Source organism: Nitrospirota bacterium (assembly GCA_016214855.1).
Taxonomy (GTDB): domain Bacteria; phylum Nitrospirota; class Thermodesulfovibrionia; order Thermodesulfovibrionales; family UBA6898; genus UBA6898.
In genome coordinates this window covers 12,942-37,735 of sequence record JACRMT010000008.1, presented here as the reverse complement: position 1 = coordinate 37,735, position 24,794 = coordinate 12,942, and the positions used below count along the sequence as shown (strand labels likewise).

21 protein-coding genes and 1 tRNA gene are annotated in these 24,794 nt (G+C 50.9%); 13 read left to right on the top strand and 9 right to left on the bottom strand.

Annotated features, from left to right (window positions below):
• Nucleotides 1–102 precede the first annotated feature (102 nt).
• Both HZB62_08955 and gltA read left to right on the top strand, forming a co-directional pair.
• The gene (locus HZB62_08955; protein ID MBI5075273.1) at nt 103–966 is read left to right on the top strand and encodes a sulfide/dihydroorotate dehydrogenase-like FAD/NAD-binding protein; all 864 of its coding nucleotides are present in this window, start codon (nt 103–105) and stop codon (nt 964–966) included.
• On the top strand, nt 966–2,417 hold the full coding sequence (gene gltA / locus HZB62_08950; GenBank protein MBI5075272.1) for an NADPH-dependent glutamate synthase: 1,452 nt from the start codon (nt 966–968) through the stop codon (nt 2,415–2,417). Before HZB62_08955 ends, gltA begins: the two co-directional genes overlap by 1 nt.
• A gap of 86 nt (nt 2,418–2,503) precedes the next feature.
• On the opposite strand, the gene cooS is transcribed toward gltA, so the two are convergent.
• From cooS to HZB62_08925, 5 genes are all read right to left on the bottom strand, one after another.
• Nucleotides 2,504–4,477 carry an anaerobic carbon-monoxide dehydrogenase catalytic subunit gene (gene cooS, locus HZB62_08945; GenBank protein ID MBI5075271.1) on the bottom strand — a complete coding sequence of 658 codons (1,974 nt, stop codon included), beginning with the start codon at nt 4,475–4,477 and terminating at the stop codon, nt 2,504–2,506.
• A 19-nt stretch (nt 4,478–4,496) separates the two neighbouring features.
• Nucleotides 4,497–6,695: a CO dehydrogenase/CO-methylating acetyl-CoA synthase complex subunit beta gene (gene cdhC, locus HZB62_08940; protein ID MBI5075270.1), complete on the bottom strand. Its 2,199-nt coding sequence runs from the start codon at nt 6,693–6,695 to the stop codon at nt 4,497–4,499.
• 119 nt (nt 6,696–6,814) lie between these two features.
• Nucleotides 6,815–8,152, bottom strand: coding sequence for an acetyl-CoA decarbonylase/synthase complex subunit gamma (locus HZB62_08935; GenBank protein ID MBI5075269.1), 1,338 nt, complete (start codon nt 8,150–8,152; stop codon nt 6,815–6,817).
• Nucleotides 8,153–8,167: 15 nt separating this feature from the next.
• The gene (locus HZB62_08930; GenBank protein MBI5075268.1) at nt 8,168–9,109 is read right to left on the bottom strand and encodes an acetyl-CoA decarbonylase/synthase complex subunit delta; all 942 of its coding nucleotides are present in this window, start codon (nt 9,107–9,109) and stop codon (nt 8,168–8,170) included.
• 114 nt (nt 9,110–9,223) lie between these two features.
• Nucleotides 9,224–10,081: a dihydropteroate synthase gene (locus tag HZB62_08925; GenBank protein ID MBI5075267.1), complete on the bottom strand. Its 858-nt coding sequence runs from the start codon at nt 10,079–10,081 to the stop codon at nt 9,224–9,226.
• Between the two features lie 375 nt (nt 10,082–10,456).
• Here HZB62_08925 and gatA point away from each other — a divergent pair, with 375 nt between their 5' ends.
• Both gatA and gatB read left to right on the top strand, forming a co-directional pair.
• The gene (gene gatA / locus HZB62_08920; GenBank protein MBI5075266.1) at nt 10,457–11,911 is read left to right on the top strand and encodes an Asp-tRNA(Asn)/Glu-tRNA(Gln) amidotransferase subunit GatA; all 1,455 of its coding nucleotides are present in this window, start codon (nt 10,457–10,459) and stop codon (nt 11,909–11,911) included.
• Nucleotides 11,908–13,392: an Asp-tRNA(Asn)/Glu-tRNA(Gln) amidotransferase subunit GatB gene (gene gatB / locus HZB62_08915; protein ID MBI5075265.1), complete on the top strand. Its 1,485-nt coding sequence runs from the start codon at nt 11,908–11,910 to the stop codon at nt 13,390–13,392. Before gatA ends, gatB begins: the two co-directional genes overlap by 4 nt.
• Here the strand turns inward: gatB and HZB62_08910 are convergent.
• Nucleotides 13,389–13,658, bottom strand: a complete 270-nt coding sequence (locus tag HZB62_08910; protein MBI5075264.1) for a hypothetical protein — start codon at nt 13,656–13,658, stop codon at nt 13,389–13,391. The two genes, gatB and HZB62_08910, sit on opposite strands and share 4 nt — an antisense overlap.
• Nucleotides 13,659–13,771: 113 nt before the next feature.
• On the opposite strand from HZB62_08910, the gene HZB62_08905 reads away from it, so the two are divergent.
• The 4 genes from HZB62_08905 to HZB62_08890 all read left to right on the top strand — a co-directional run bounded on the left by HZB62_08905 (nt 13,772) and on the right by HZB62_08890 (nt 17,228).
• Nucleotides 13,772–15,115 (top strand): citrate synthase, encoded by a 1,344-nt coding sequence (locus HZB62_08905; GenBank protein ID MBI5075263.1) that lies wholly within the window; start codon nt 13,772–13,774, stop codon nt 15,113–15,115.
• Between the two features lie 47 nt (nt 15,116–15,162).
• Nucleotides 15,163–15,252, top strand: a tRNA-Ser gene (locus HZB62_08900).
• Nucleotides 15,253–15,294: 42 nt separating this feature from the next.
• Complete coding sequence (locus tag HZB62_08895; protein ID MBI5075262.1) at nt 15,295–16,215, top strand: HD domain-containing protein; 921 nt, start codon at nt 15,295–15,297, stop codon at nt 16,213–16,215.
• A gap of 317 nt (nt 16,216–16,532) precedes the next feature.
• A complete protein-coding gene (locus HZB62_08890) occupies nt 16,533–17,228 on the top strand; it encodes a hypothetical protein (GenBank protein MBI5075261.1) in 696 nt (231 codons plus the stop codon).
• A 75-nt stretch (nt 17,229–17,303) separates the two neighbouring features.
• On the opposite strand, the gene ltrA is transcribed toward HZB62_08890, so the two are convergent.
• Complete coding sequence (gene ltrA, locus HZB62_08885) at nt 17,304–18,560, bottom strand: group II intron reverse transcriptase/maturase (GenBank protein MBI5075260.1); 1,257 nt, start codon at nt 18,558–18,560, stop codon at nt 17,304–17,306.
• A gap of 168 nt (nt 18,561–18,728) precedes the next feature.
• Nucleotides 18,729–18,899 (bottom strand): hypothetical protein, encoded by a 171-nt coding sequence (locus HZB62_08880; protein ID MBI5075259.1) that lies wholly within the window; start codon nt 18,897–18,899, stop codon nt 18,729–18,731.
• 649 nt (nt 18,900–19,548) lie between these two features.
• Between HZB62_08880 and HZB62_08875 the strand changes: the two genes are divergently transcribed.
• From HZB62_08875 to HZB62_08860, 4 genes are all read left to right on the top strand, one after another.
• Nucleotides 19,549–20,160, top strand: coding sequence for a hypothetical protein (locus HZB62_08875; GenBank protein ID MBI5075258.1), 612 nt, complete (start codon nt 19,549–19,551; stop codon nt 20,158–20,160).
• A gap of 136 nt (nt 20,161–20,296) precedes the next feature.
• Nucleotides 20,297–21,247, top strand: coding sequence for a transposase (locus HZB62_08870; protein ID MBI5075257.1), 951 nt, complete (start codon nt 20,297–20,299; stop codon nt 21,245–21,247).
• A gap of 58 nt (nt 21,248–21,305) precedes the next feature.
• On the top strand, nt 21,306–21,578 hold the full coding sequence (locus tag HZB62_08865) for a DUF2277 domain-containing protein (protein ID MBI5075256.1): 273 nt from the start codon (nt 21,306–21,308) through the stop codon (nt 21,576–21,578).
• 137 nt (nt 21,579–21,715) lie between these two features.
• Nucleotides 21,716–22,096 carry a TIGR03987 family protein gene (locus HZB62_08860; GenBank protein MBI5075255.1) on the top strand — a complete coding sequence of 127 codons (381 nt, stop codon included), beginning with the start codon at nt 21,716–21,718 and terminating at the stop codon, nt 22,094–22,096.
• Nucleotides 22,097–22,131: 35 nt separating this feature from the next.
• Here HZB62_08860 and HZB62_08855 read toward each other — a convergent pair whose 3' ends face one another.
• The gene (locus tag HZB62_08855) at nt 22,132–22,524 is read right to left on the bottom strand and encodes a hypothetical protein (protein MBI5075254.1); all 393 of its coding nucleotides are present in this window, start codon (nt 22,522–22,524) and stop codon (nt 22,132–22,134) included.
• Between the two features lie 345 nt (nt 22,525–22,869).
• On the opposite strand from HZB62_08855, the gene HZB62_08850 reads away from it, so the two are divergent.
• The gene (locus tag HZB62_08850) at nt 22,870–24,786 is read left to right on the top strand and encodes an ATP-binding cassette domain-containing protein (protein ID MBI5075253.1); all 1,917 of its coding nucleotides are present in this window, start codon (nt 22,870–22,872) and stop codon (nt 24,784–24,786) included.
• Nucleotides 24,787–24,794 lie beyond the last annotated feature (8 nt).

Genomic DNA, 24,794 nt, shown 5'->3' with positions numbered 1-24,794 from the left:
CAGAAAAATCATGCTTTTTCGTTTCACTTTTTCTTATGAATATATTAATATATCTTATAAATCAGACGCGGCCTGTCCGGTGTTAATAGCGAGGAGGAACCAGTGTACAAGATACTCAGTAAAGAGGTATTGAGCAATGTGGTAAAACTTATGGATATTGAAGCGCCGCATGTTGCCCGAAAGGCAGCGGCCGGCCAGTTCGTGATCGTTCGCATCGACGAGTTCGGCGAACGCATCCCCCTGACCATTGCCGATTACAACCGCGAAAAAGGTTCGATAACCATAATCTTTCAGGAACTCGGCAAATCGACCATCCAGCTTGGCAAGCTTAACCCCGGTGATTCTTTGGCATCCTTTGCCGGCCCGCTCGGCCATCCCACTGAGATCGAGAACTTCGGCACCGTGGTCTGTATGGGAGGAGGCGTCGGCATCGCGCCGATCTATCCGATCGCACGTGCGCTGAGAGAGGCAGGCAATAAGGTTATATCCATTATCGGCGCCCGCACAAAGGAACTGCTCTTCTGGGAAGAAAAGATGCGGGCTGTTTCTGATGAACTGATCATCTGCACGGATGACGGCTCGCACGGCAGAAAATCGCTGGTGACAGAACCTCTGAAAGAAATTCTCGACAACAAGGCTAATACTATCGCCAAGGTCTGGGCCATCGGTCCCGCCATTATGATGAAGTTTGTGACGCTAACCACCAAACCCTACAATGTCCCGACCATTGTGAGCCTGAACACGATCATGATCGACGGCACCGGCATGTGCGGGGGCTGCAGAGTGCTCCTGGAGGAAGGCGCGCAATTTGTCTGCGTCGACGGCCCCGAGTTTGACGGCCATAAGGTCGACTGGGATAACCTCCTCTCCAGGCTTTCGTTCTATAAAGATGAAGAGAAGCTGGCTGTTGAGCACTATGAGCACAAGTGCAGGATCGACGGCGCTACCGTAAAGGGGAGGGAATAATGGCTGAACTGAAACCTGCAGAACGCATGAAGATAAAACGGCACGAGATGCCGAACCAGGACCCTGTAGTGAGGAGCAGCAACTACGAAGAGGTTGCTCTCGGCTATACACTGGAGACGGCAAAAGAAGAGGCAGAGCGCTGCCTGCAGTGCAAGGACCCCAAATGCGTGCAGGGCTGCCCGGTCGGCGTCCTGATACCGCAATTTATCAAGGCCTTGCGCGAAGGCGACATGGTTACGGCCGTTAAATGGATGAAGGTCAAGAACAACCTTCCGGCGGTCTGCGGACGTGTATGTCCGCAGGAAGTCCAGTGCGAGGGAAATTGCATACTCTCCAAGAAAGGCGAGGCGGTCGCCATAGGAAGGCTTGAGCGTTTTGTCGGGGATTACGAACTCAGCCAACGCACATGCCCAATGGTAAAGGCCCCCAAAACGGGCAAGAAGGTTGCGGTTGTCGGCTCAGGCCCTGCAGGCCTCACCTGTGCCGTTGACGTTGCACGGGAAGGTCATGATGTAACGCTTTTTGAATCCCTGCACGGGCCGGGCGGGGTTCTGATCTACGGCATCCCTGAATTCAGGCTCCCCAAGAGCGTCGTCCACGGCGAGATCAGTTACGCAGCCGAGTGCCTCTGTATAGATATCAAGACAGACCATGTGATAGGCCGCTCCTTCACCCTCGATGAGCTGCTGAGTGATTTCGATGCGGTATTCCTCGGCACCGGCGCAGGACTCCCGTCGTTCATGCGCATTCCGGGAATCAATCTGAACGGCGTCATGTCGGCTAACGAGTTTCTCACGCGGGTGAACCTGATGAAGGCATACCAGTTTCCCGACTATGACACACCGGTAAAATTAGGAAAAAAGGTCGCAGTGATCGGCGCAGGCAATGTTGCGATGGACGCGGTTAGATGCAGTCAGAGACTCATGTCTTTAGAGGCAAAAAAGACCGGAGGGTCTCCCGGCGAGGCGCATATCGTATACCGCCGCTCCAAGGATGAGGTTCCGGCGAGAGCAGAAGAAGTGCACCATGCAGCGGAGGAAGGTGTGATATTTGACTTCCTTACCAATCCAATCGAGATCCTCGGTGATGACAAGAGAAAAGTACGTGCGCTCCGCTGCGTGCGCATGGAACTGGGCGAACCGGATGCTTCGGGCAGGAGAAAGCCGGTAGAGATCAAGGGATCGGAATTCGACATGGAGATCGACACGGTGATCATGGCACTTGGCACAAACCCGAACCCAATCGTTTTTGTTGATGCTGAAGGTCTTGAAAGAACCAAATACGGGACCGCAGTCGCTGACAATGAAACAGGAAGGACAAAGAAGAAGCGTGTCTGGGCAGGCGGCGATGTCGTAACCGGTGCAGCGACCGTCATCAGCGCCATGGGCGCAGGCAAACGTGCTGCTGCCGATATCAACAAATTTCTGAAGGGCGAGGCAGCCTGGGAATAAGTCAGCTTTACGTTGTGATTTCACAAAAAAGGCCCCTGTTCAGATGAACAGGGGCCTTTTTGTTACAACATTAAGGGGTGTTCGCTTTACAGACCTGCATGCCCCCTGATCTCACGCCTTGCAGCCATATCCATAAGGACCTTCTCAGTGCCGAACTTGCCCGGCTCATATTTCTTCAGTTTCAGATTCTCACGAGCCTTATCGATGTAATCCAGGGCAAGAGCGAGCATCTTCTCAGGATCAGGCTCAAAGACCAGCGCACCTTTAAACCGCTCCATCCAGACCTCGGTCATGATCCGGGTAACTTCCTTTGACGCCTTGACAGGAGATTCACCGCCGAAGATACAGGGAACTCCGGAGGCTGCAAAATAAACACCGATAGATATAGCCTTCTCGGTGATAAACTCAGGGGCAATGCCCACCGCAGGCATGCCGCCGATCTCGTCGGACAGACCACCTTCAGCAGCCATTGCACTTGCGATCGTAAGTATGCGCGAGTTATCAACGCATGCTCCAAGGTGAAGGATCGGCGGTATGCCGATCGCCTCGCAGACCTCTCTGAGTCCGGGACCGGCATTCTCAAGAGCCATTTCAGGAGTCAGGTACCCCGAACCGCCGCAGGCAGCAGAGCTGCAGCCGGTCGATACGATCAAGACATCATTTTTGATCAGTTCAGTTGCCAGATATTTGTGAACACTTGTCGAAGGCCATCTGGGGTTGTCACAACCGGCAAGTCCTACAACACCGCGCACGCGGCCAGCCATGATAGCATCATTGAGCGGTCTGAAGGATCCTCTCCATTTGCCGCCCTGCATATACTCGATATACTCGTGAGAGAAGCCTCCGATCAGAGGGAACTTCTCAGTAACATGGCTGCCCTTCTTCGTCCTGTTGGGGTAATTATCGATTGCCATCCTGACGATCTGGCGGGCCTGATCCTTCGCAATATGCTCGTCAAAGGGGATGTGGGTGGCGCCCGGAATCTTCACCTTGTCAGATGACGTGATGACGATGGTATGGAACTTCTTTGCCACATCAACAATGGCCGGAATGATGCACTGGACATCGACCGTGAAGGCATCGATCAGTCCGGTCATGATAGCAGGCTCCTGGTTCGTAAAGCCGCCGGCTGTCGCAATGCCATGCCTCATCAGCACTTCATTTGCCGTACAGCACATGCCGCCGAGGTTGATACCCTTTGCACCCTTTGTCTGGGCATAGGCAATGAGTTCAGGTTCACTTACCGCCTCAACGATCATCTCGGCAAGAGAAGGTTCATGACCATGGACAACGATATTCACTTCATCTTCCTTGAATATGCCGAGACTCGCCTCCGCCTTGATCGGCATCGGGGTCCCGAAGAGGATATCAGTCACGTCTGTTGAGATCATGCTCCCACCCCATCCATTAGCAAGGGCGCAGCGTATGGCCGCGGTCAGGATAGAATCAGGGTCTGCATCCATCCCCATCGTGGTCCGGTCCATGACCTCGACCGTGTCCCGGTCAAGACCGCGGGGCATAACACCGTATTTTTTCCAGCGTTCCTGGGTCTTCTTTGGAGCACGCTTTACAAAATTCATCTCACCCTTCTGCCTGCTGAAGTCCTCGATGAGCTTATTGGCAACGTCCTTCGCCACATCATGGACCTCCCTGCCCTCAAATTCTATCCCGAGGATATCGGCAGTCCGGTAAAGTTTTTTCACATCCTTGACCTTGAAGTCCTTTGCATGCCCTTCGGCAACAGCAAGGAGCGTAAAGACCATGTCGCGTCCATGGTCGCCATGAGCAGCAGTACCGCCTGCGATCATGCGGGCCATGTACCGGGCTGCCACGACCGGGAGTGTTGCTCCGCAGACGCCGCGGGCCTCTTCCTCGGCATTCTTGCCGACAAGCCGGCAGGGACCCATATAGCAGTTCTTGCAGCAGGCACCCTCGTGCCCTATGGGACAGGGCTTCATTTTATCGGCCCTGTCAAAACAGGTTTCAATACCGATCATATTTTCTATGATCTCTGCAGCCGCAGGCTGCGCCGTTCTTATCTTCTTATCTGTCTTGCTCATCGATTTCCTCCGTTTATTGCTATATTATCGAATCCATCTCAAGCGCAGGGTGTCCCACGGCAGTAAGATGTTCCAATAATTTTTCAGAGTCCTCGCAGATCGTTTCATCTGCGATCTTGTCAAGAAGGTCAGGCACGCCTGCCTCCTCAGCCCTTTTCTTGAATTCTTCGCCTATCCGCTCCTTCAGGCTCTTCGGCATCCATACGAGCCGCTTGATCCCGCCGTCGCCGAACAGAAACTTCTTGCTGGTAGTAAAGTTAACTCCAACACCCATAAATCCGGGGGTCTGGGCTCCGCCGCCTACCGTTCCGGCAAGAGTCGAAAATTTCATCCCTACCGGTGTCATGCCGGTATGCCCGCGGTTTACGATCATAACGCCATTTGCTTCAGGGACGATAGCAATTATGCACTCGAAGCATCCGCATGAGGTCATCGGGTTTTCCATCAGGGTATACAGATTCATCGTCTCGACAGCGCCGCCTGTCGCCTTTTTGAGATACTCGTCAGATCCGCTATACCGCCCATACCGGGCATCGAGGCATTCACCCTTCGCAATAGGCTGGTTGCCGCCTGTAGGATCGATCTCATACGCTGCCTTTCCATCAAGCCAGTTGTACGCGCCGCAGAGACCAAGGCGTTCAGGGGTAATAACGCATACATGTGCCGGCGCAAAGGACTGGCAGAGCAGACAGGAATAGAAGACGTCGACCGCCTCGTCGGTAAGGTTGCCGAGTCTGTGGTCACGCTCCTTATAAGCTGCCCTCGCCTCCTCGAGTTTCTGCTTCACATCACCTTCATCGATAAAGAGCGTGATCTGGACCTTATCGACAATCGACTTGAACCGATGATGGGTCATGGCAGCATTTACCACACCGAGATGCTCCAGGGTAAAACCTGCCTTCTTCGCATTGTTGCTTATTCTAATCCAGTTGATATCTCTCTGACCCATATGCCATACACCCTGGGCCTCATTAATATTGGCATGTATCTTTCTTTCAAGAACAGATTCAAAATCCTTCTGCATCTTGCGGCCTGCAACTTCTATAAGGAGTCCCAGAGGCAGCTGACCGCCCTTCTCGAACCGCTCCTGCCAGTTATCGCCGACAACGATAATCTTGTTGTCTTCGATCTCGTCAAGTTCGCGCATCCTGACCCACTCAAAGGCCGGGGTCCTCTGTCCGCCGAACTCGATAAACGTATCTTCCTTCCTGATACGCTCACCTTCAAATGCAGGACCGAATGCGACCGGGATCGGAGGTTTCTCGACCGTGATCTTCAGACCGCGAAGCTCGATGGCCCGGCGGACGATCTTGGCATGATCGAATTCCTTGTCAACTTCTTCATAGGTGCAGACGCCGGTAGGATGGATAACCGGGACATCGGTATCCGCTATTGCCGGGAAGCCCATATTGATGGCTCCGGCGCCCGTGCTCCACTTGATGTCATCCAACGGCCCGAGCGCGATCGCAAAGGCAAAGACCCTGTCCTTCTGATATTTCAGATGCCCCTTGAAATCGCCGGGCTTCTTGCCGCCGAATATCAGAGATGCACGGATCGCCCAATCAAGGGCATAGAGTGTATGTTCTGTGCCGGGACCGAGGGGGACTATTCTGGCATCCCACCCCAGTTCCACGCCTTTTTTCAGCAGCTGCTTGGTGACGCTGTTACCGTTGGATTCTCCGGACAGGAAGGTGAGGATATTCTTCTCCTGGAGTTCACGGACCATGCTTACCGCAATGTCTTCGGTCGGCGCAGCACCGATGATCGCAGCAAAACCCGGCATGGAACCGTCGACCAGCTGCACGCCAAGATTTCTCTGGATCGTGTCGGAGATATATCCGTTATACACGTACCCTGTTTCAGGGTCTGTGCAAGGCTCAAGGCCGTATATATATCTGACAGCAAGCAGGATCTCTTCGGCAAAGAGCGTGGCCATGCCCGAGTCAAGCGCCTCGCCGAGATACGGTTTCCAGACATGCTCCTCGGGCTCGTCGTGAAGCAGTTCCTTCGCAAATCCCAGGGCAACATTCATGTCGCCCAGCGTTTTGACCGGGAACCCTGTCATCGCGTAGATCATGGGCAGATAAAAAGCAGTATCAGGGAACTCGAAGACAAAATCCTTTCCTTTTTCTGCGATCGCCTTCTGGAGCATCTCATCCGCCTGTTTAACGAGCGTTTGAGCACCCCGTATGGCTGCAGAAGCGATAAGTTTGGACATCGTGGCCTCCTCTTGGTTCGTAAAAGGGGACGGTGTAGCATACCGTCCCCTTATTCGTTTTATTAATAGTTATATTAGATTGTCTAATATAAAATAATCAACTGTTTTTCTGTATTATTCTATCTCGCCTTCAAAAATGCCGGTATTGCATTCGCCTCGCGCGGGCCGACTGTTATCTTCCATCCCGGGAGTTTCTCCTCGACCGCACCGCTCAGGATCGCCACATAACCGGGGAGAATAAGCTCCTTGCCCGGGACATCTTTCTCCACACCGCTATCCTGGATAAACTGTGCGATCTTCGAGGCGGTAAACTTGCCTGCAGCCCATGCAGTAAGAACCGAAAGACCCTCGCAGTCCATGACCGCGAGCCTGCTGGCGACCTTGCTGTTCTCGATCTCGCCGGACACTATAAAGTACGTAAGCGAGAAGTTCGTGGTGATGAAAAGCGGCGATGCCGTCGTAGGCTCGCCAATGTTATAGATCTTCTGCTCGACCTGCATCGGCACCTGCGGGTCAGTGTAAATATTCTGCCTGAGGGTGAAGAGCGCAAGATTTTTCCATTTCTCGATGCTGCTCAGGACAATGATCGACGCATACTTTGCTACGCCGACACTCGCCAGCAGTCCCTCGACAAGACTGTCCCCATGCTGCATGAAATTGATAACAGGATAGCCGACCGATTTTACGCCTTTCTTGATGGCAGCCCTTCTGATAAGCGTATTATGCTCGATGATATCTTTGGCCTTCCGGGCACCGGAATCCAGGATCATATCCTCAACCCCGAGCCCCTTGATCTTTTCCGTGAGTCCGGAAAGCTCATCAAGTCCGTTCGCTGCAATGCCCAGCGTTGCCTTGTTCGCCTTGGCAACAGCTGCCATTGCCTCGGCATTCGATGCATTCGCACCATATATGACCGGCTTTTTGTCGCTGAAGAGCTTCACTGCCGCTTCCGCTGCCTGGGGATTCGTGGTATTGATGATCACCGGCACAACTGCCGCCTTTGCTGCAACGATCTTTGCAGCCGCCTCAAGCTTGCCTGCATCGCCGGACGCATTGGATATCATGATAGCGTCGACCCTGAGCTTCTGGCCCACCCTGTCGATCTCGGAATCAAGGACCTGCTGGCAAATCTTGGTTATTTCGTCTTCAGAAAAAGTGTCTTTGACCTCAACGGCAAAGGCGCAGGGATTGACGAATTTCTTATCATGACGGAAAAGGACGGTCTCCTCACCCATCTTGACAGCCTTATCGCCGGCACCGAGGGTAATCGGTCGGATAGGCGGGGCTGAGGCTTCACCCAGTTTCTGCTTTGCCTCTTCGGATACATCAGGGCAGGAGTCAATGCTCGCCTGTCTCTGCGCAAGTTTCATGGCAAAGGCAAGGCAGGTAGGAGATCCGCATTTCTTGCAGTTTGTTTTCGGTAAGAGTTTAAATATTTCAACGCCGGATAAAGCCATAGTTATTCCTCCTTCTTAGACCAGTTCGTCAATTAACGTTTCAACTGCCTTGATTGCCTTGGGATGTCTCATGATGAGGAGTTCCGCTCCCGCGACCAGGAGGGCTCCGGCAGTCTCAGCTTCCCACGCAATACCCCGTTCTTCCGCTGCACCCCACTGCGGCAGATCTGCCTCGGATGCAATTGTTTCCTTAACCTTCCAGACGTACATGCCCACATCGCCCAAGATCGGCTGCTGCATGGTCATATCATTCTGGGTCAGTGCAGCAAGACGGATCCTCTCCATGACCGAGTAGGTGTATTCAAGGCCATAGCCCAGTGCAGAGCACATCGGGTCTGTGATCACCTTCTCCTTGTCAAAACCCATCTGGGAGATCAGGATGTTCAGCTGCTTCGAAAGGTTTATATCAAGCTCTGACATGGCGATCAGCTTATGGTTGTTTGCCATGGCAGCAGCAGCAATCGTCTTATAGTTTGCCTCCTGCGCCTTGCCGATGATACAGTTCCTGTCTTTGGCCGCTTCAGCAGCAGCAACAAGAACAGCAGTATCCTTTTCCGCATGGTTGCTTCCGAGAATGATCAGGGGAACCTGGACCGCAGCAAGCACATCCTTCACCGTCTTTGCTGCATCTTCCGGAGAACGGTTCTCCCTGTCAGGGTGCGTTCCTACAAGCCGTAACGCGATAACCTTTGCCTTCAACTCGTCCTGACAAAATTTCGCCCAGGCAACAGGATCACTGCTGACCGCCTCATAGGGTTTTTTTGCATTTTCCGGCCAGTCTGTCGGAGGAACATCCTGTATCTCGATTGCAATGACCGGTCTGTTCGGTGTTTCTCCTTCAAAAGAATGGAACGGGAGTACAGTTTCTCCGCCAAAGGTCACCGCCTTATCACCCGTGCCAATGGTCACCGGATAAACTTTACCGGAGTACGTCTCTTTTGGTGCTGTAAAAGCCATGGTATAACCTCCTGTTTGTCGTAATCAGTAATGTGTGATGCGTGATGAGTAAAAGACCTTGAAAATTTCCGCTTCTTCACCCATTACGCATTACCCATCACTCATGACGGTTTATTACATTTCGAGATATGAATGAGCGTAAAGCGTCCTTCCCATGATAACATCGAGCGTTTTCCGGATCTCGGCCATCTTCTGCTTGTCCGCTATTTCCTTGCCGGCCATCACATCCAGAATCATGCTCCGTTCCTCATTCACCTCTGCCATCTCCTTGGCATCGGCTATTGCGGCGGTCAGACCCGCTTCCTGAAGCAGGACGAACATATGTTTGTTCAGGATCGGCCTGAGTGCCTTTGGGCAGCCGTTTGAAATATTGCTCAGCCCGACGACCGTCTTCATGGCCGGCTCGTTAATATGCTGGAACAGCTTGACCGCTTCTATTACGTGACGGGCCTGATCCTGCGTTGTGGCTATCTGGAGGACCAGAGGGTCAAGATACAGATTCTCGAGAGGAAGTCCGTATTCCATTGCGCGCCCCATGATCTCAGCCGCTATACCGGCTCTTTCCTCTGCATCAGCGGGAAGACCGCCCTTGCCGACCGTCAGGCCGATGACATCGCAATTGTATTTCGCGCCGAGCTCGAGGATAGGGAAGCGCTCCGGATCATTCGATGTCGAATTGATCAGCGCCTTGCCCCACTGGTTGTTATGCACTTTCAGGCCGGCTTCGATCGCCTTCCCGTTCGTCGTATCAAGACATACAGGAAGAGGAACAACCTCCTGTATGGTAGTCACCATCCACTGCATAAGATCCTCGCCTCCATCCTCTGCAGGGCCGATGTTTGCATCGATGATGCCAGACCCTTCCTTCCACTGCCTCGTCGCGATCTCCTGGATCGGTCCTTTGTCCTTCTTCATCATGGCCTCACGAACCCGTTTGGCTATGACGCTCAACTTCTCTCCAATGATCAGCATTAGGGTACTCCTTTCTTAAAATAGAGAATTTTCTTCTGCACAACCGGGAATTGCTACTAACTGCTCCGGGAATTAATGCAGTAACTATAACGTAATCTAATAAGCGTATAAAACTTAAAAATATTAATAAGATTTATAATTATTTTTAATGTCTAAAAAAATACCACATACGCCGGGCAAAATAAAAGACAGAGACGATTGTTTTATTTAATAGATATATAAGGATGTTCAGGCTATTCAATTCCGGCTGCTGCTGCCGGGGCCAGGCCTGTTTTATCAATAAAACCACCTGCGTTCAGAAAAAAGGTTCTGCTTGAAAACTTCGGACAGCGGGTGTTAGACTTTTGAGAATTCATACGTTGCGGAGGCTTTTTCTTGGATCTATACAGAATGGGCATTGCTGAACTTTCAGAACTGCTCGAAAAACGCGAAATATCTGCACAAGAGATCACCTCATCTGTCTTTGACCGGATCGGCAAGGTCGAGGACAGGATCAGGGCCTACCTGACGCTGACAAAGGACGAGGCGCTGCGCATGGCTGCAAAAGCCGATCAGGAGATTGCATCAGGAAACAGAAAAATACTGTCCGGCATCCCGATCGCGATCAAGGACAATATGTGCACCACGGGCATTCGCACATCCTGCGCGTCAAAGATATTGCAGAACTTCATCCCCCCCTATGAAAGCACGGTAACCGCAAAACTCCTTGAGCAGGGATATGTGCTCACCGGAAAGACAAACCTTGACGAATTCGCCATGGGCTCTTCAACCGAGAACTCGGGCTTCCAAACAACCAGCAACCCCTGGGACACGGAAAGGATCCCCGGAGGATCAAGCGGCGGCTCTGCAGCGGCAGTCGCAGCGGACGAATGCATTGCAGCCTTAGGCTCAGATACGGGCGGCTCGATCAGACAGCCTGCAGCGCTCTGCGGTGTTGTGGGTTTGAAACCCACGTATGGCAGAGTATCGCGGTACGGCCTTGTTGCCTTTGCCTCCTCCCTTGACCAGATCGGCCCGATCACCAAGAATGTGAGAGATGCAGCAATGCTTATGAATGTCATCTCGGGAAATGACCGCATGGACTCTACCTCGGCATCGGTATCAACCCCTGATTTTTCGGCATCGATCGGCAAAGATATCAAGGGTCTGAAGATAGGCATTCCGAAGGAATATTTCATCGAAGGCATAGATTCCGAGGTCAATGCAGCAGTACAGGCTGCCATAAAGCAGTATGAAGCGCTCGGCGCCGTTCCGGTCGCTGTGACCCTTCCCCACTCGGACTATGCGATCGCAACCTATTATGTCCTTGCCACTTCAGAGGCAAGCTCAAACCTTGCCCGGTATGACGGCGTGAAATACGGATTCCGGGCCGAGGGGAAAGATCTTATTGATATGTATATGCAGACACGCGCAAAGGGATTTGGCGCTGAGGTGAAGCGAAGGATCATGTTAGGCACCTATACGCTCTCCTCGGGCTATTACGATGCCTATTACAAGAAGGCCCAGCAGGTCAGGACCCTTCTCAAACAGGATTTCGAAGAGGCGTTCAGGACTGTTGACCTGATCCTTACGCCGACAACGCCGACTGCTGCGTTTAAAAAGGGTGAAAAGACGGACGACCCGCTCCAGATGTATCTTGCGGACATCTTCACTATTTCCGTGAACCTGGCCGGAGTTCCCGCCATATCGATACCCTGCGGTTTTACTTCGAACGATCTTCCCATAGGACTGCAGCTGATCGGAAGACATTTTAAAGAAGAGCTGCTCCTTCAGGCTGCAGACGCCTATGAACGATCGACAGAGTGGCATAAAAGGAGACCGGCACTATGACATGGGAAGCAGTCATAGGCCTTGAGGTCCATGCCCAGATGCTCACAAATACCAAGATCTTCTGCGGCTGTTCAACCACATTCGGCAATGAGCCGAACTCCCAGACCTGCCAGATCTGCATCGGCATGCCGGGCGTGCTGCCTGTCCTGAATAAAAAGGCTCTCGAATTTGCGATCCGCACCGGTCTTGCAACGAACTGCACCATATCCAGATACAGCCGCTTTGCGAGAAAGAACTATTTTTATCCTGATCTGCCGAAAGGATACCAGATAAGCCAGTATGAGCATCCGATCTGCGAGCACGGCCATATCGAGATCCTTGTTGACGGAGAGGTCAGGAGAATAGGCATCACCCGCATCCATATGGAAGAGGATGCAGGCAAGAACATCCATGAGGGAACAGGCGGATACAGCTTTGTTGATCTGAACCGCACGGGCGTGCCGCTTATGGAGATCGTCTCGGAGCCTGATATCAGAAGCCCGAAAGAGGCCGCTGAATATATGAGGAAACTAAGAAGCATTGTGCGGTACCTCGGTGCATGTGACGGCAATCTGGAGCAGGGCTCGCTCAGATGCGATGCCAATGTGTCTGTCAGGCCTGTTGGGCAGAAGGAGTTCGGCACCCGCGCTGAGGTGAAGAACATCAATTCTTTCAGATATGTTGAAAAAGCGATAGAATACGAGATCAAGCGCCAGATCAAGCTCATCGAGGAAGGCGGCAAGGTCATACAGGAAACCAGGTTATGGGATGCGAACAAGGGCATTACCGAGTCCATGCGCTCAAAAGAAGAGGCCCATGATTACCGCTATTTCCCTGACCCGGACCTTGTGCCGATCACGGTTGAACAGGCCTGGATAGACGAGATCAGGGCATCTCTTCCTGAACTGCCTGATGCAAAGAGTCAGCGCTTTGTCTCAGTCCTGGGTCTTCCTGAGTATGACGCTGATTTTCTTGCATCTGAAAGAGCAACCGCTGAATGGTTTGAAGAGGCCGTAAATCTTGGAGGAGATCCTAAGATAGTTTGCAATTGGATTAAGGGAGAGATAACGAAGCTGTTAAGCACAAATGGAAAAAGCATGGATGAATGTCCACTGAGACCCGCCCATTTAGTTTATGTGCTTAATCTTATGAAAGATACGAAAATAAATGCCAATGCAGCAAAAATTATTCTCGAAGAAATGTACAAAAAACCGGAAGATACACATGGTTCTTTTTCATTAGAAATTCCAAAAGCAATATTTAGATTAGAGTCTCGCGTAGAGCAAATTATCAAGGAAAAAAATCTTGTGCAGATCAGTGATTCATCCGAGATCGAGAAGATCGTCGACGAGATACTCGCAAAGAGCCCGAAAGAAATTGAGCGGTTCAAGGCAGGGGATGAAAAACTTATCGGCTTCTTTGTCGGCCAGGCCATGAAGGCGTCAAAAGGCAAGGCCAATCCCCAGATGCTGAACGAATTGCTCAAGAAAAAACTGGCCTAAGAACTCTTTTCCCGGAACCGGCCCTTTGCCAGGGCCCTGCGGAAATTCCATTGAGCAACCATATATCCTGCCGACATGCAGACAACGATGATCAAAGGTCTGATCACATCCCGTATGCTCACATACCAGGAAGGGGCATTCTCCCCGTATCCCAGAACCTGCACACTGTACAGGAACCAGAGGATGTTTACCAGACCGCTGATAAGCCAGCCGGAGATAACGCCGATTGCAGCGAAGAGCAGTTTTGTCTTTCCCTGTTCTGACATAGACTGGATGTTGTACAGTCTGATGCTCGGGCAAGTCAAGGGATAAAGTTGCATTCTTGTCGCAATATGTAATTTAATATACAGCTTATATCAACTCTCAAGGAGCCACGAACATGGACGCGGTACTCAAAAAGGTGCAGGAACTTGCCCTGCTGCATGACAAACTTGACCCAAAAACGATCAAGGAAAAAAACATAAAGCTGGGGCTCAGAAACGAAGACGGCACCGGCGTCTTCGTCGGCATCACCAGCAAGGGACAGGTCATCGGTTATGAGAAAGTGGACCGGGGCGACGGCATCGAAAAGGTCAATCCTGTTCCCGGCAAGCTCTATTATTGCGGTTATGATGTGGACGATCTCGTTTGTGAGAAAGAGAAGGAAGGCAGGTTCGGCTTTGAAGAAACAATTTATCTGCTTTTGACCGGAGAACTCCCGGACAAGCGAGACCTGAAGGCCTTTTCTCTGCTTCTTGATAAAAAGCGGTCACTGCCGGCCGAGGTGAAGCAGATGATCCTCAGCAGGCCTCTTCACGATGACCAGATGGGGGCTCTGCATACCATCGTGTCATCCATGCATGTCTTCGATAAACATCCGAATTCCACGGATATGAACGACGTCACACGGCAGTGCATCGATCTCATTGCGAAATTTCCAACCATTATCGCGTACAACTATATCGCAGCAAGCCTTGACAAGAAATCTTTAGCGAAACTGAAAGACCCTGCCCCGGGCGTAAGCACGGCAGAAAATTTCCTTTATCTTCTCTCGGGCAAGATGCCGGACAAGGCAACCGCAGAACTTTTTGATACCATGCTCATCTTCCACGCAGAACATGGAGGAGGAAATAATTCGACCTTTTCGACACGGTGCGTCTCGTCATCGGGCGCCAATACATACATGGCCATCTGCGCAGGCATAGGATCGCTTTCAGGGCATCTGCACGGCGGGGCGAATGAAGCGGTCATTCGCATGATGAAAGATATCAAGAACAAGGTAAAGGACTGGGAAGATGACAATGAACTGACAGCCTATCTTGAACTGATCCTCGACAAAAAGACCGGGGACAAGACAGGCAAGATATACGGCCTCGGCCATGCCGTGTATACCGTCTCAGATCCCCGCGCCGTATTCCTCGAAACACGGGCCAGTGAACTGGCCTGTGCCGCAGGCCGCGAAAAAGAATTCGAGCTTTATAAGAGGATTGCGCGGCTTGCGCCTTCCATTGTGAAGAACAAAAAGGGAAAGGTCGTCTGCACCAATGTAGATTTCTATTCCGGCTTTGTCTATGAGTGCATGGGCATATCCAGGGAACTTTTTACGCCGATCTTTGCCATGGCCCGTGTCGCGGGCTGGGCAGCGCACCGGATCGAAGAGATTGTTCAGGGACGTATCATCAGGCCTTCATATATCACATCTTTAAAGGGCAAGAAGAACTATATCGCGCTCGCAAAGCGTTGATTTAACGGGCCTGCATCAGTTAAGATTTTTCCTGCATTATCAACAACGGAGAGGTGGCCGAGTGGCTGAAGGCGCACGCCTGGAAAGCGTGTGTGCGTTAAACCGCACCCAGGGTTCAAATCCCTGCCTCTCCGCCATTTTTTCAGTACAGGGGACGAACCCGGAGAGAAGGTGCTCTATTGTCAAACCTCGTTCTTCAATATCCTGTCCATACGATCGACAGCCGGATGCTGCTGTCTGCTGATACCGAATTATCGCCGCAGAGTCTCGATGAACTGATCTTCTCTAACAGGTCTGCAGCCTATGAGCAGCATCCTATTCTGAGCCATGGGACCGTAAAGCAGGACATGGTCCAGTTTCTCAATCACCATCCTTATAACGCTATCTTCGTTGGCCGGGAAAAGATCAACAGCATCTTTGCGGTCATGGAAAAGGTCAGTCTGGCTGATCCCCTGCTTCAATCCCTGGATTATTTCAAACAGAACGATGCCTACACTTACCGCCACCTGATCGTGGTCTTTGCCTTATCCACACTCCTGGCAAAAGACCTCATACAGGATTATGACCAACAGATACAGAGCATTGCGACCGGCCCGTTTCACGATATCGGCAAGACATGCGTTCCTCTGAATATCCTGAAAAAAGTAACGCCTCTTACTCATTGCGAGCGCAAGATGCTCATGCATCACACCGCTGCCGGATATGTCCTCTCTTCTTTTTATCTCAAGGATCCTCTGGACATCACCGCTGTAGTAGCTCGAGACCATCACGAGCGAAGGGACGGGTCAGGCCACCCGCGCGGCGCCTGCATTAACGAACTTATCGTCGAGATCGTTTCGGTCTGCGATGTCTATGACGCGCTGCTTTCCCCACGCCCATACCGCCCGGTCTCCTTTGACAACCGCACTGCCCTCGAAGAGATCACAGGCATGGCTGAAAAAAATCAGGTCAGATGGGAGGTGGTCAGGGCGCTTGTAGCTCATAACCGCAAAGACAGTTCCCACGCTGAACGGCCGGTCTCCCTCGATAAGCGCGGCATGCCGCCTTCCCGGAATGTTTACGGCAAGGTGTCAGAGGAAGATCAGGACTGCAGCGGCTGATACGCAGCTTTAAGCCTTTCCGATATATCAGTTGCTCTTGATTCCTGAAGTCTTGCATATGAAGACATGTCCAAATGGTGCTCATTTCTTTTGATATCCGATACTGCTGCCAAATTTCCCGTAAAATACGAACGTCGCTTTTAGTCCTTATTACCACATTATACGAACTGGTATTATTCTCATGCATTGTTTTTAAAGACTTTTTTCTTTGCCAGATCAGCGCCCTGTGATATAGTGATAACATGTTTCAGATAAACAGGACGTTCGTATAGTAATTGTTCTGCCTAAAATAGAAAATGAATAATCTAAATGAATACTTGATCGGATTTGATGCTCGTCGGATGAATCTCCGACCGAAAGAACGGTGGATTTATTTGCGAAAGGAAGAATACCTGATTGATAGAAATGTGAAGCAGGTCCTTTCGACGGACGACATGGTTTGGCCGTCCCTCTTTGAGCAAATGCTTCCCCAGCAGTTTCTGGACATGGGACTAGAAAAATTAAGAGAGATGTACCCCACTATGGACTTCCCCCAGCCCGGTCCCTTTACACCGGAATGGATCGGGCAAAATGCTCCCTTTTGGGAGAATCTTAATGACTTACGGCAACATGTTGCTTTAGCTAATCCAACAGAGGAAATATGGATAATAGCAGGGTCAATGTTTGTCGATGATGAAACAAAGGCAAACTCAAGGCCGGACTGGCCACCCTATATTAATATGACAGAACCTGCTGATCGTGATCCATCGTGGCCTCTCCTTGGCTATGATGTCTCGGACGAATTCCATCTCAGCGGACTTAGCAACTGCGGATACAAAGAAACTGACTTTGCCGAATATTCACGTCAATACTGGTCAGACAAAATAAATGAAAATCATCTTTTCTCAGATTTAAAGACAGCATTTGAATTCACAGTGTTTTCTAATAATCGCGTTCCTGAACATGCGCCATTCTTTGTATACGGCTTATATAGGATAGAAATACTCAATGCAGAATTGGGTAAGGGACGGTAATTAGCCGTCCCTCCCCACACCACCCACCGTGCGGGTCTCCTCCAGAGGACAGGCGCAGTGGGCGGTTCGCAAAAATTATCGGGCCTTGGCCGGATAGTGAATCCCAATCCACAATGTGCGTATGGAAGTAAGCCCCTGTTTTCCAAGATGCGCGTTAGATAATCCGCAGTTCGTAGACAGAGTCTTTGCAAGATGCCAATAGCCCTTCCTGCTCAACCCCGTAAGAATAGCGTGATACCTTGGAGCACCGAGCTTTATCAGTTCGCCAATGCGTTTTCTCGCCCTGCGCCACTGTTTCATGTAGCACATGCGAATACGCCTTCTGAGCCAGTGATCAATCTCGACAGCATCGTTATACTTCAGAGCGATACCGAAGTAGTTCAACCACCCCTGAAGATAGGTGCGGATTTTCCAATACCGGTAGTCCATCGAAACGCCCCAACTGCGGCCCGTAAGCCGCCGCAATTCTGCCTTGAAGCGAGTAAGGGATTTATCCGAGACAGTAAGCCTTTTCTTGATAAAGGTAAAGCCGAGAAAGGAACTCTCCTCAGCCTTCACCACCCGGCTTTTGTCCCTGTTGACCTTCACCTTGAGTTTCTTTTCAAGGTATCGGCTGATACTCCCCATTACTCGATAGGCGGCACATTCCGACTTCACAAGGATGGTAAGGTCATCAGCATACCGTGCGAACCGATGCCCCCTTTTCTCCAACTCCTTATCGAGGTCATCCAGAAGGATATTGCTCAGAAGCGGCGATAACGGCCCACCCTGCGGCACTCCTTTGGATGTTTGATTCAGCCTGCCGTCTACGACAACACCGGCACGAAGATATTTCCCGATAAGCCGAAGGATACCTTTGTCTCTGACTTTCCGGGCGATCCGGTTCATCAGAGTGTCGTGGTCAACCGTATCAAAGAACTTCTCAAGGTCGATATCCACGGCATAGGCGTATCCTCTCTGAATATCCTTCAACACCTTTTTGACCGCCTGATGCGCAGAGCGGTTAGGTCTGAAACCAAAGCTGGATTCGGAGAAATGGGGATCAAAGACAGGACTGAGAACCTGACAGACCGCTTGTTGAATAACACGATCCATAACAACGGGGATACCCAAGGGACGGGTGCCGCCGCTGTCTTTGGGAATCTCGACACGTTTTACCGGAACAGGTTTATAAGACCCTTCCAGCAGAGATGCCTTGATTCCTTTCCAGTTGTCATGAGCATACTCTGGAAACTCCTCGATGCTGATACCATCAATACCGGGAGCACCTTTGTTTGCCCTGACTTGCTTCCATGCTCTGAGGATGTTGTCTTTCTGAACTACATCCTCCATTGTGACAGGATTGAGGGAACGGTCTTCCATGACGCGCCTGATTCCAACTCCTCCGTTCGGATTTAGCGTTGTTTCAGAGCACATGACAGTGTCATCCTCTTTTCTGCGTTCTGGCCTTCGTCCCTTAACGGAACTACTATGCCGTCTGCTGACTTCGGCTTAAGGCCCCTACTGTTGGTGCGTGCTTACCCTGCATGTTTCCATGAAGGGCGCTATAAGATCGCTCATGAGTTGCTGTCTGTTTCGTGTCTCCCTGCTTCGGGACTCATATCCGTCAACAGCAACGGGATATGCCTGGCCTTTGGTATACCGGTTAGACCTCTTCCGGATCTTTCTCATGAACCTCCTATCGCGTGACGCGCAGATCTCCCCGGATAAGAACGTGAACTTTCCGTGCACAAACGCCGCATTTACCCTATCCCCTGAACCTGTGGGCTTTGTTGTGTTGTGCCAACTCGCCCGGAGACTAAGCCTTGTATGCGGTTTCTGTTCGTCGTCTCGCACGTTCGCACTCCGGCTTCCTTCTGACGGTCGGTCGCCCTTCCGCCATTGCCTTCGGCTCGTACTTTTGATAGTATTCTTAATCATGAATACCTTCGGTTCTCGTACAGGGGACTTGCACCCCATAAGTTCACGCCCATGCCGGGCGTACACAATTTGCTCAACCAGACTCGCAATAAACGCGGTTTGGTTTTCATCTTTGGCGTGTACGCTCGCTGGTTAGCATGGTCGATGGGGCGAGGATTTTAATATGTCCCTGCCCACAAATAAAAGATGATACAATGGGCAGTGACAATGAAAGACAATAGGGAGTGCACGCCCCATCGGATGGCGCTCAGCTTGCTTCCCCAGCATCTTGCTGTGTGTCCTCTTACAGAGGCCCCCCATCAAGCTACTGGAGCGCACTGCTTCCTACAGGCTACCAGCCCTCCGGGCTTCCCGCCTCCGTCGCAGTCGCTCAGCGCCAAGTGTTAGGTTTGAATAGAAAATGATATTACTGCTATCCATATATGTCATCATTGCGCTGAGCCTAATAAGCGGAGCCATATTTCTAAAAGGTTTGCTCAAGAAGATAGTTTTGTCTTTAACCGTAGTTTTGGTAATATTGCCCCTATGCTTCATTCTTTTTGTTGCCGTCTTCAGATCTTCAATACAACAAGGAAAATTCCTGTCCGGATTAGGCCCCATTCTAATCTTAATCGCACCCCCTCAAGATTTACACGAGCCTTTGGGAATTCAAAATCTTGACCCAAATAAAAGAGAATATCGTTTTGAGTTTCAGCATAAATATGTCGGAAATCACGATGTTAATTTGTCATTCAGAAAGCTGGAATCGATGGAAAGCGCTCACACCAATTTAGAAATCCAATATGCTGCTTCAATCGAGGGCAGGACTGTTTTATCGCAAACATCTCATAAAGGTTGGCCATATTGGGGTATGAAGAATAGCGGTCTTATGTTCATATCTTACAATGTTCCTCAGGACTTACCAGTAGGCAAGAAATTATCCGCAGTCGTCACGGTTCATGGCGATATTGCTGCTCTCATTAAGAAATACGGCCCTACACAGCTCGTTATTCATAAAGGTTCTGATTTATAAAAAACCTAACAAGTCGTTCGAGTCCCGCGCTTCGTAGCGCGGGGCTCAACTCGTCGAAGGGCGGGAGATATGGAGAAAGCCTATGGGGTCAGACTTGCTTATTGACATTCCGCAGATGACTTGATAGGGTTATGCTATGGCACGGAAACCGAGGATAGAATTTGAGGGCGCATTCTATCACATCATAACCCGGGGCAATCAAAGACAGAAGATATTCAAAGACACCCTTGATCGCATTAAATACCTCGAAATACTTGCACGATACAAGAAGTCTCACCCGTTTCGACTCTATGCCTATGTTCTGATGAGCAACCATGTCCATCTATTGATAGAGACCGGGGCAGTTCATTTGTCCAAGATACTGCAGGGAATCAACCAGAGTTATACGGCATATTTCAACAAAACATATAAAACCGCAGGCCATCTTTTTCAGGGAAGATACAAGTCCATACTCTGCGACCGGGATCAATATCTCCTGTCACTCGTCAAATACATACATCTGAACCCTGTGAGGGCAAAAATAGCCACAACACCGGACGCGTATCCCTGGAGCAGCCACCCCTGCTATGCACACAAGATAGTGGGAAATGAGCTTGTTGATGAGGATCAGGTATTGAGACTCTTTTCGGAGAACAAGACAAAAGCAAGAAAACTCTACCGTGCCTTTATGGATGATGGTCTTACGGTAGAAAAAGATGATATCTATACCATCATTGATCAGCGGGTGCTGGGGGATGAGAGTTTTCTTGACCGGATAATGCAGAGCAGCGAAATTGAAGTCGCCAGCAAAAAAAGACTGAGACAATACAGCCTGCCTGAGATAGCCGGGGGCATAGAGAAGGGCTATGGAATAACCATAGGCCAACTCAGAGTAAAGAGCAAAGACCGGGGGATACTGACAGGGAGGAGGGTTTTCAGTATTGTGGCCAGTGAGTATGGGTATAAGGGCAGGGAGATAGCCAGGCATATACGAAAGGACCCAGCAGTGATTACCAGATACCTGAAGGAAAGAAGCGGCCTAAAGGAAGAAGTGGAGAAGGTCATGAAACATCTGGTAAAGAGGACAAATGTCAATAAACAAGTCTGACCCCTTGTCCGGGCTTTTCCCGGGCGTTAGATAACTCTGAAACAGCGAGGTAAGGCTTATGTGTAGAAACATCAAGATTCTGTTCAACTTCGAGCCACCGGTGACAGACGAGGAAATTCGCTCGGCCGCACTACAATTCGTAAGAAAGGTAAGTGGCTTTAACAAGCCGTCGAAAACCAACGAAACTGCATTTTTCGCAGCGGTCAACGAAATAGCAGCAGCTTCAAAAAACCTTCTGAACTCGCTTCAGACGAACGCACCAGCGCGGAACCGCGAGGAAGAAGCTGGCAGGACTCGCATGCGCGCCGCTCAAAGAATCGGAAACAGCTAGGGATGAAGCTGTATATTAGGACCACCGACAGAGGCAATAAGGGCAGCAAACTAAAACTTGATGGAAGGGAAAAAGTGTTTCATGCAACCCGCCAGCCGGCTTAATGCATCGTAAGGCAGAATAGGGATAATAACCCCATGCTGATACAGGCTGTCATATGGATGATGCTGGCGCTGATATGTTATACGTGGGCGGTTTTCAGCGGACGCCGCCAGGGTCTTCACCGCAAGCATCTGATCATTTTCGGCGCAGGCCTGATCTGTGACTTTTTGGGAACATACCAGATGAACCTGATCGCCATTGCTTACGGCAAACCGCCCGTCTGGCACAGCATAGCCGGGATCGCTTCCCTGTCCGGAATGGCATTCCATTTCCTTCTGGCCCTGATTGCATCAAGCACAAACCGGGCGGAAGCCGCCAATCGGGTGTTCCACCGCGTCAGTATTTCAATTTACAGCTGCTGGTTGCTCGCTTTCTTCGGAGGGGCTGTCGCAGGGATGATGAGAATGAAAATGTAAAAGGATCGGCAACAAGACAAGAGCAAACGTAATGGCTAAGAATTGCTTTTTGGGGATTTCTTATACCGTATCGCAGCCTGGTACTCGATGCTCGCATGACCGGGTTCAAGCACGTCTATCTTCCCATTACAGGTAATGGTCCCCTTCCCTTCCTTCTTCTTCGATTTGACCATGCCGGCAACAACCGAGGTCAGGTCAAAACCGCCTCCGCTGCAGCCCTTGATCATACAGTCCATCTTGAAGTAGGCAAACGAATCGGGAAAGATGTTCAGCGTGCGCACCATGAGAAGAGGAATGGCAGCCTTCCGGTAATAGGTCATATGAATGACCATGCCGGTGACTGAGGGAAATCGTTCTGATACCAGGCCCGCAGCAATGTTGTTCTGCTTTTTCAATTCCATCTTTGCTGCATAATCGTGTCGGTTCAAATTCCCTCCAAAAAAAAATCCCCCCTGCCGAAGCAAGGGGGCATTTTGTCAATCAATTACAGCTTTGTCACGTTAACTGCCTTGGGGCCTTTGAACCACTTTACTGTTCCATTAGCCATTTGTTATACCTCCTTTTTTTAAACTCAAATCTCAGAAGGTCGCAGCAAAAAAAAAGCCACAAAGTCAAAAAGTCTTTGTGGTTTAATAAACGGCAAAAACTTCAGAAATTCTAGTTATAAGAGTAACACAATTCTGCGCAGTAAGTAAAGGACAAAATGAAAACATCCATCCGGTGATTCTCTGCTTCCGTTATAATACACACAAAAGATCTTTTTGAGGTGAAATGTGGCATTGGTAAGTTTACAGGATGTGAGGATCGCCTTCGGCGGGCCGGAGCTGATAGACGGCGTTACCCTGCAGATCGAGCGCAGAGAACGTGTCTGCCTGGTCGGCAGGAACGGTGCCGGAAAATCCACGCTGCTGAAGATCATCGGCAGGGAGATCATCCCTGACAGCGGTGAGGTCATTTATGAGCAGGGCGTGCGGATAACAGTGCTTGACCAGGAAGTTCCGCAGTATCTTTCAGGCACCGTGTTCGATGCTGTCTCGGAAGGTCTCGGCAGCCTGGTCGGTCTTTTTTCAGAATACCATACAGTGAGCAGCCGCCTCAGTCACGCCGGTGATTCAGCTGCCCTGATGGCTGAACTCGAACGTATACAGCACCAGATCGAGGCAGCAGGCGGCTGGCAGATGCAGCAGCGGGTGGATACGGTCCTTTCGCGTCTCGGTCTTGACCCTGATGCTTCAGTAGCCGATCTTTCCGGCGGATATAAACGAAAGGTCCTTCTTGCACGGGCGCTGGTGAATGAACCTGATCTCCTGCTGCTCGATGAACCGACCAACCATCTTGACATCGAATCGATCAGCTGGCTCGAGGAGTTCCTTCTGGGGTTCAACGGCGCCATACTCTTCATTACTCATGACCGCAGATTTCTTCAGACCCTGGCAACACGCATCGTCGAACTGGACAGAGGACGACTGACTGACTGGCCCGGCGATTATAACACCTATGTAGCAAGGAGACAGGCAGAGCTGGATGCTGAAGCAACGCAGAGTGCTCTCTTCGACAAAAAGCTCAGCCAGGAAGAGGCCTGGATACGGCAGGGTATCAAAGCGCGCCGCACGCGCAACGAAGGACGCGTAAGGGCACTGAAGGAACTGAGAAGGCAGCGTCTTGCCCGGCGGGAACTGACCGGCAGCGCCAGCATGAAACTGAACGAGGCAGAACGGTCCGGCAGGCAGGTCATTGTGGCAAAGAAGATCGGTCATACCTATGAGGACCGGACCCTGATCCGCGACTTTTCAACGACGATCCTACGCGGGGACAAGATCGGGATCATCGGTCCAAACGGGTCAGGCAAGACCACGCTGCTCAAGATCCTGTTGGGCACGTTAGTTCCTCTAAGCGGTTCTGTGCGCACTGGAACCAATCTTCAGGTTGCTTATTTCGATCAGCATCGGGCACAGCTCGATGACAATAAGTCGGTCATCGAGAATGTGGGAGACGGGTTCGAACATGTGACGGTCAATGGAAGATCGCGTCATATCATAGGATATCTTGAAGATTTTCTCTTTCCCTCGGAACGTGCCCGCTCGCCGGTCAAGGTGCTCTCGGGCGGCGAGCGAAATCGCGCCCTCCTGGCCAAGCTCTTTACCAAGCCGTCAAATGTCCTTGTTATGGATGAACCGACCAATGATCTTGACGTTGATACGCTCGATCTTCTTGAGGAGATGCTGGTGGAATACGAGGGCACGGTTCTGATCGTCAGTCATGACCGGGAATTTCTGAATAATGTGGTGACCAGCACCATCGTATTTGAAGGCAATGGGAATGTCGCAGAATATGTAGGTGGTTACGATGACTGGCTGCGCCAGCGCAGTCCGGCATTACCGGCCGGGACAGACCAGACCACAAAGCAGGAAAAGAAGAGCGCAGCCGAAAAGCCGCGGACCAGGATGGAGCGCCTGCGCACCCTTACCTTTAAGGAAAAGAAGGAACTGGAGGAGCTGCCGGCCAGGATAGAATCACTGGAAGCGGAACGCGACAGGCTGTATGAGTCGCTTGCTGACCCGGCTTTTTATCGTCAGGATGGAAACAGGATACCGGAGGCCAAGGCACAGATAGAACAGTTCGAGAAAGATATCGCAGCAGCTTACGAGCAGTGGGATCTTCTGGAGACGATCCGGAAGGCATCGTCATAAGATGGTGA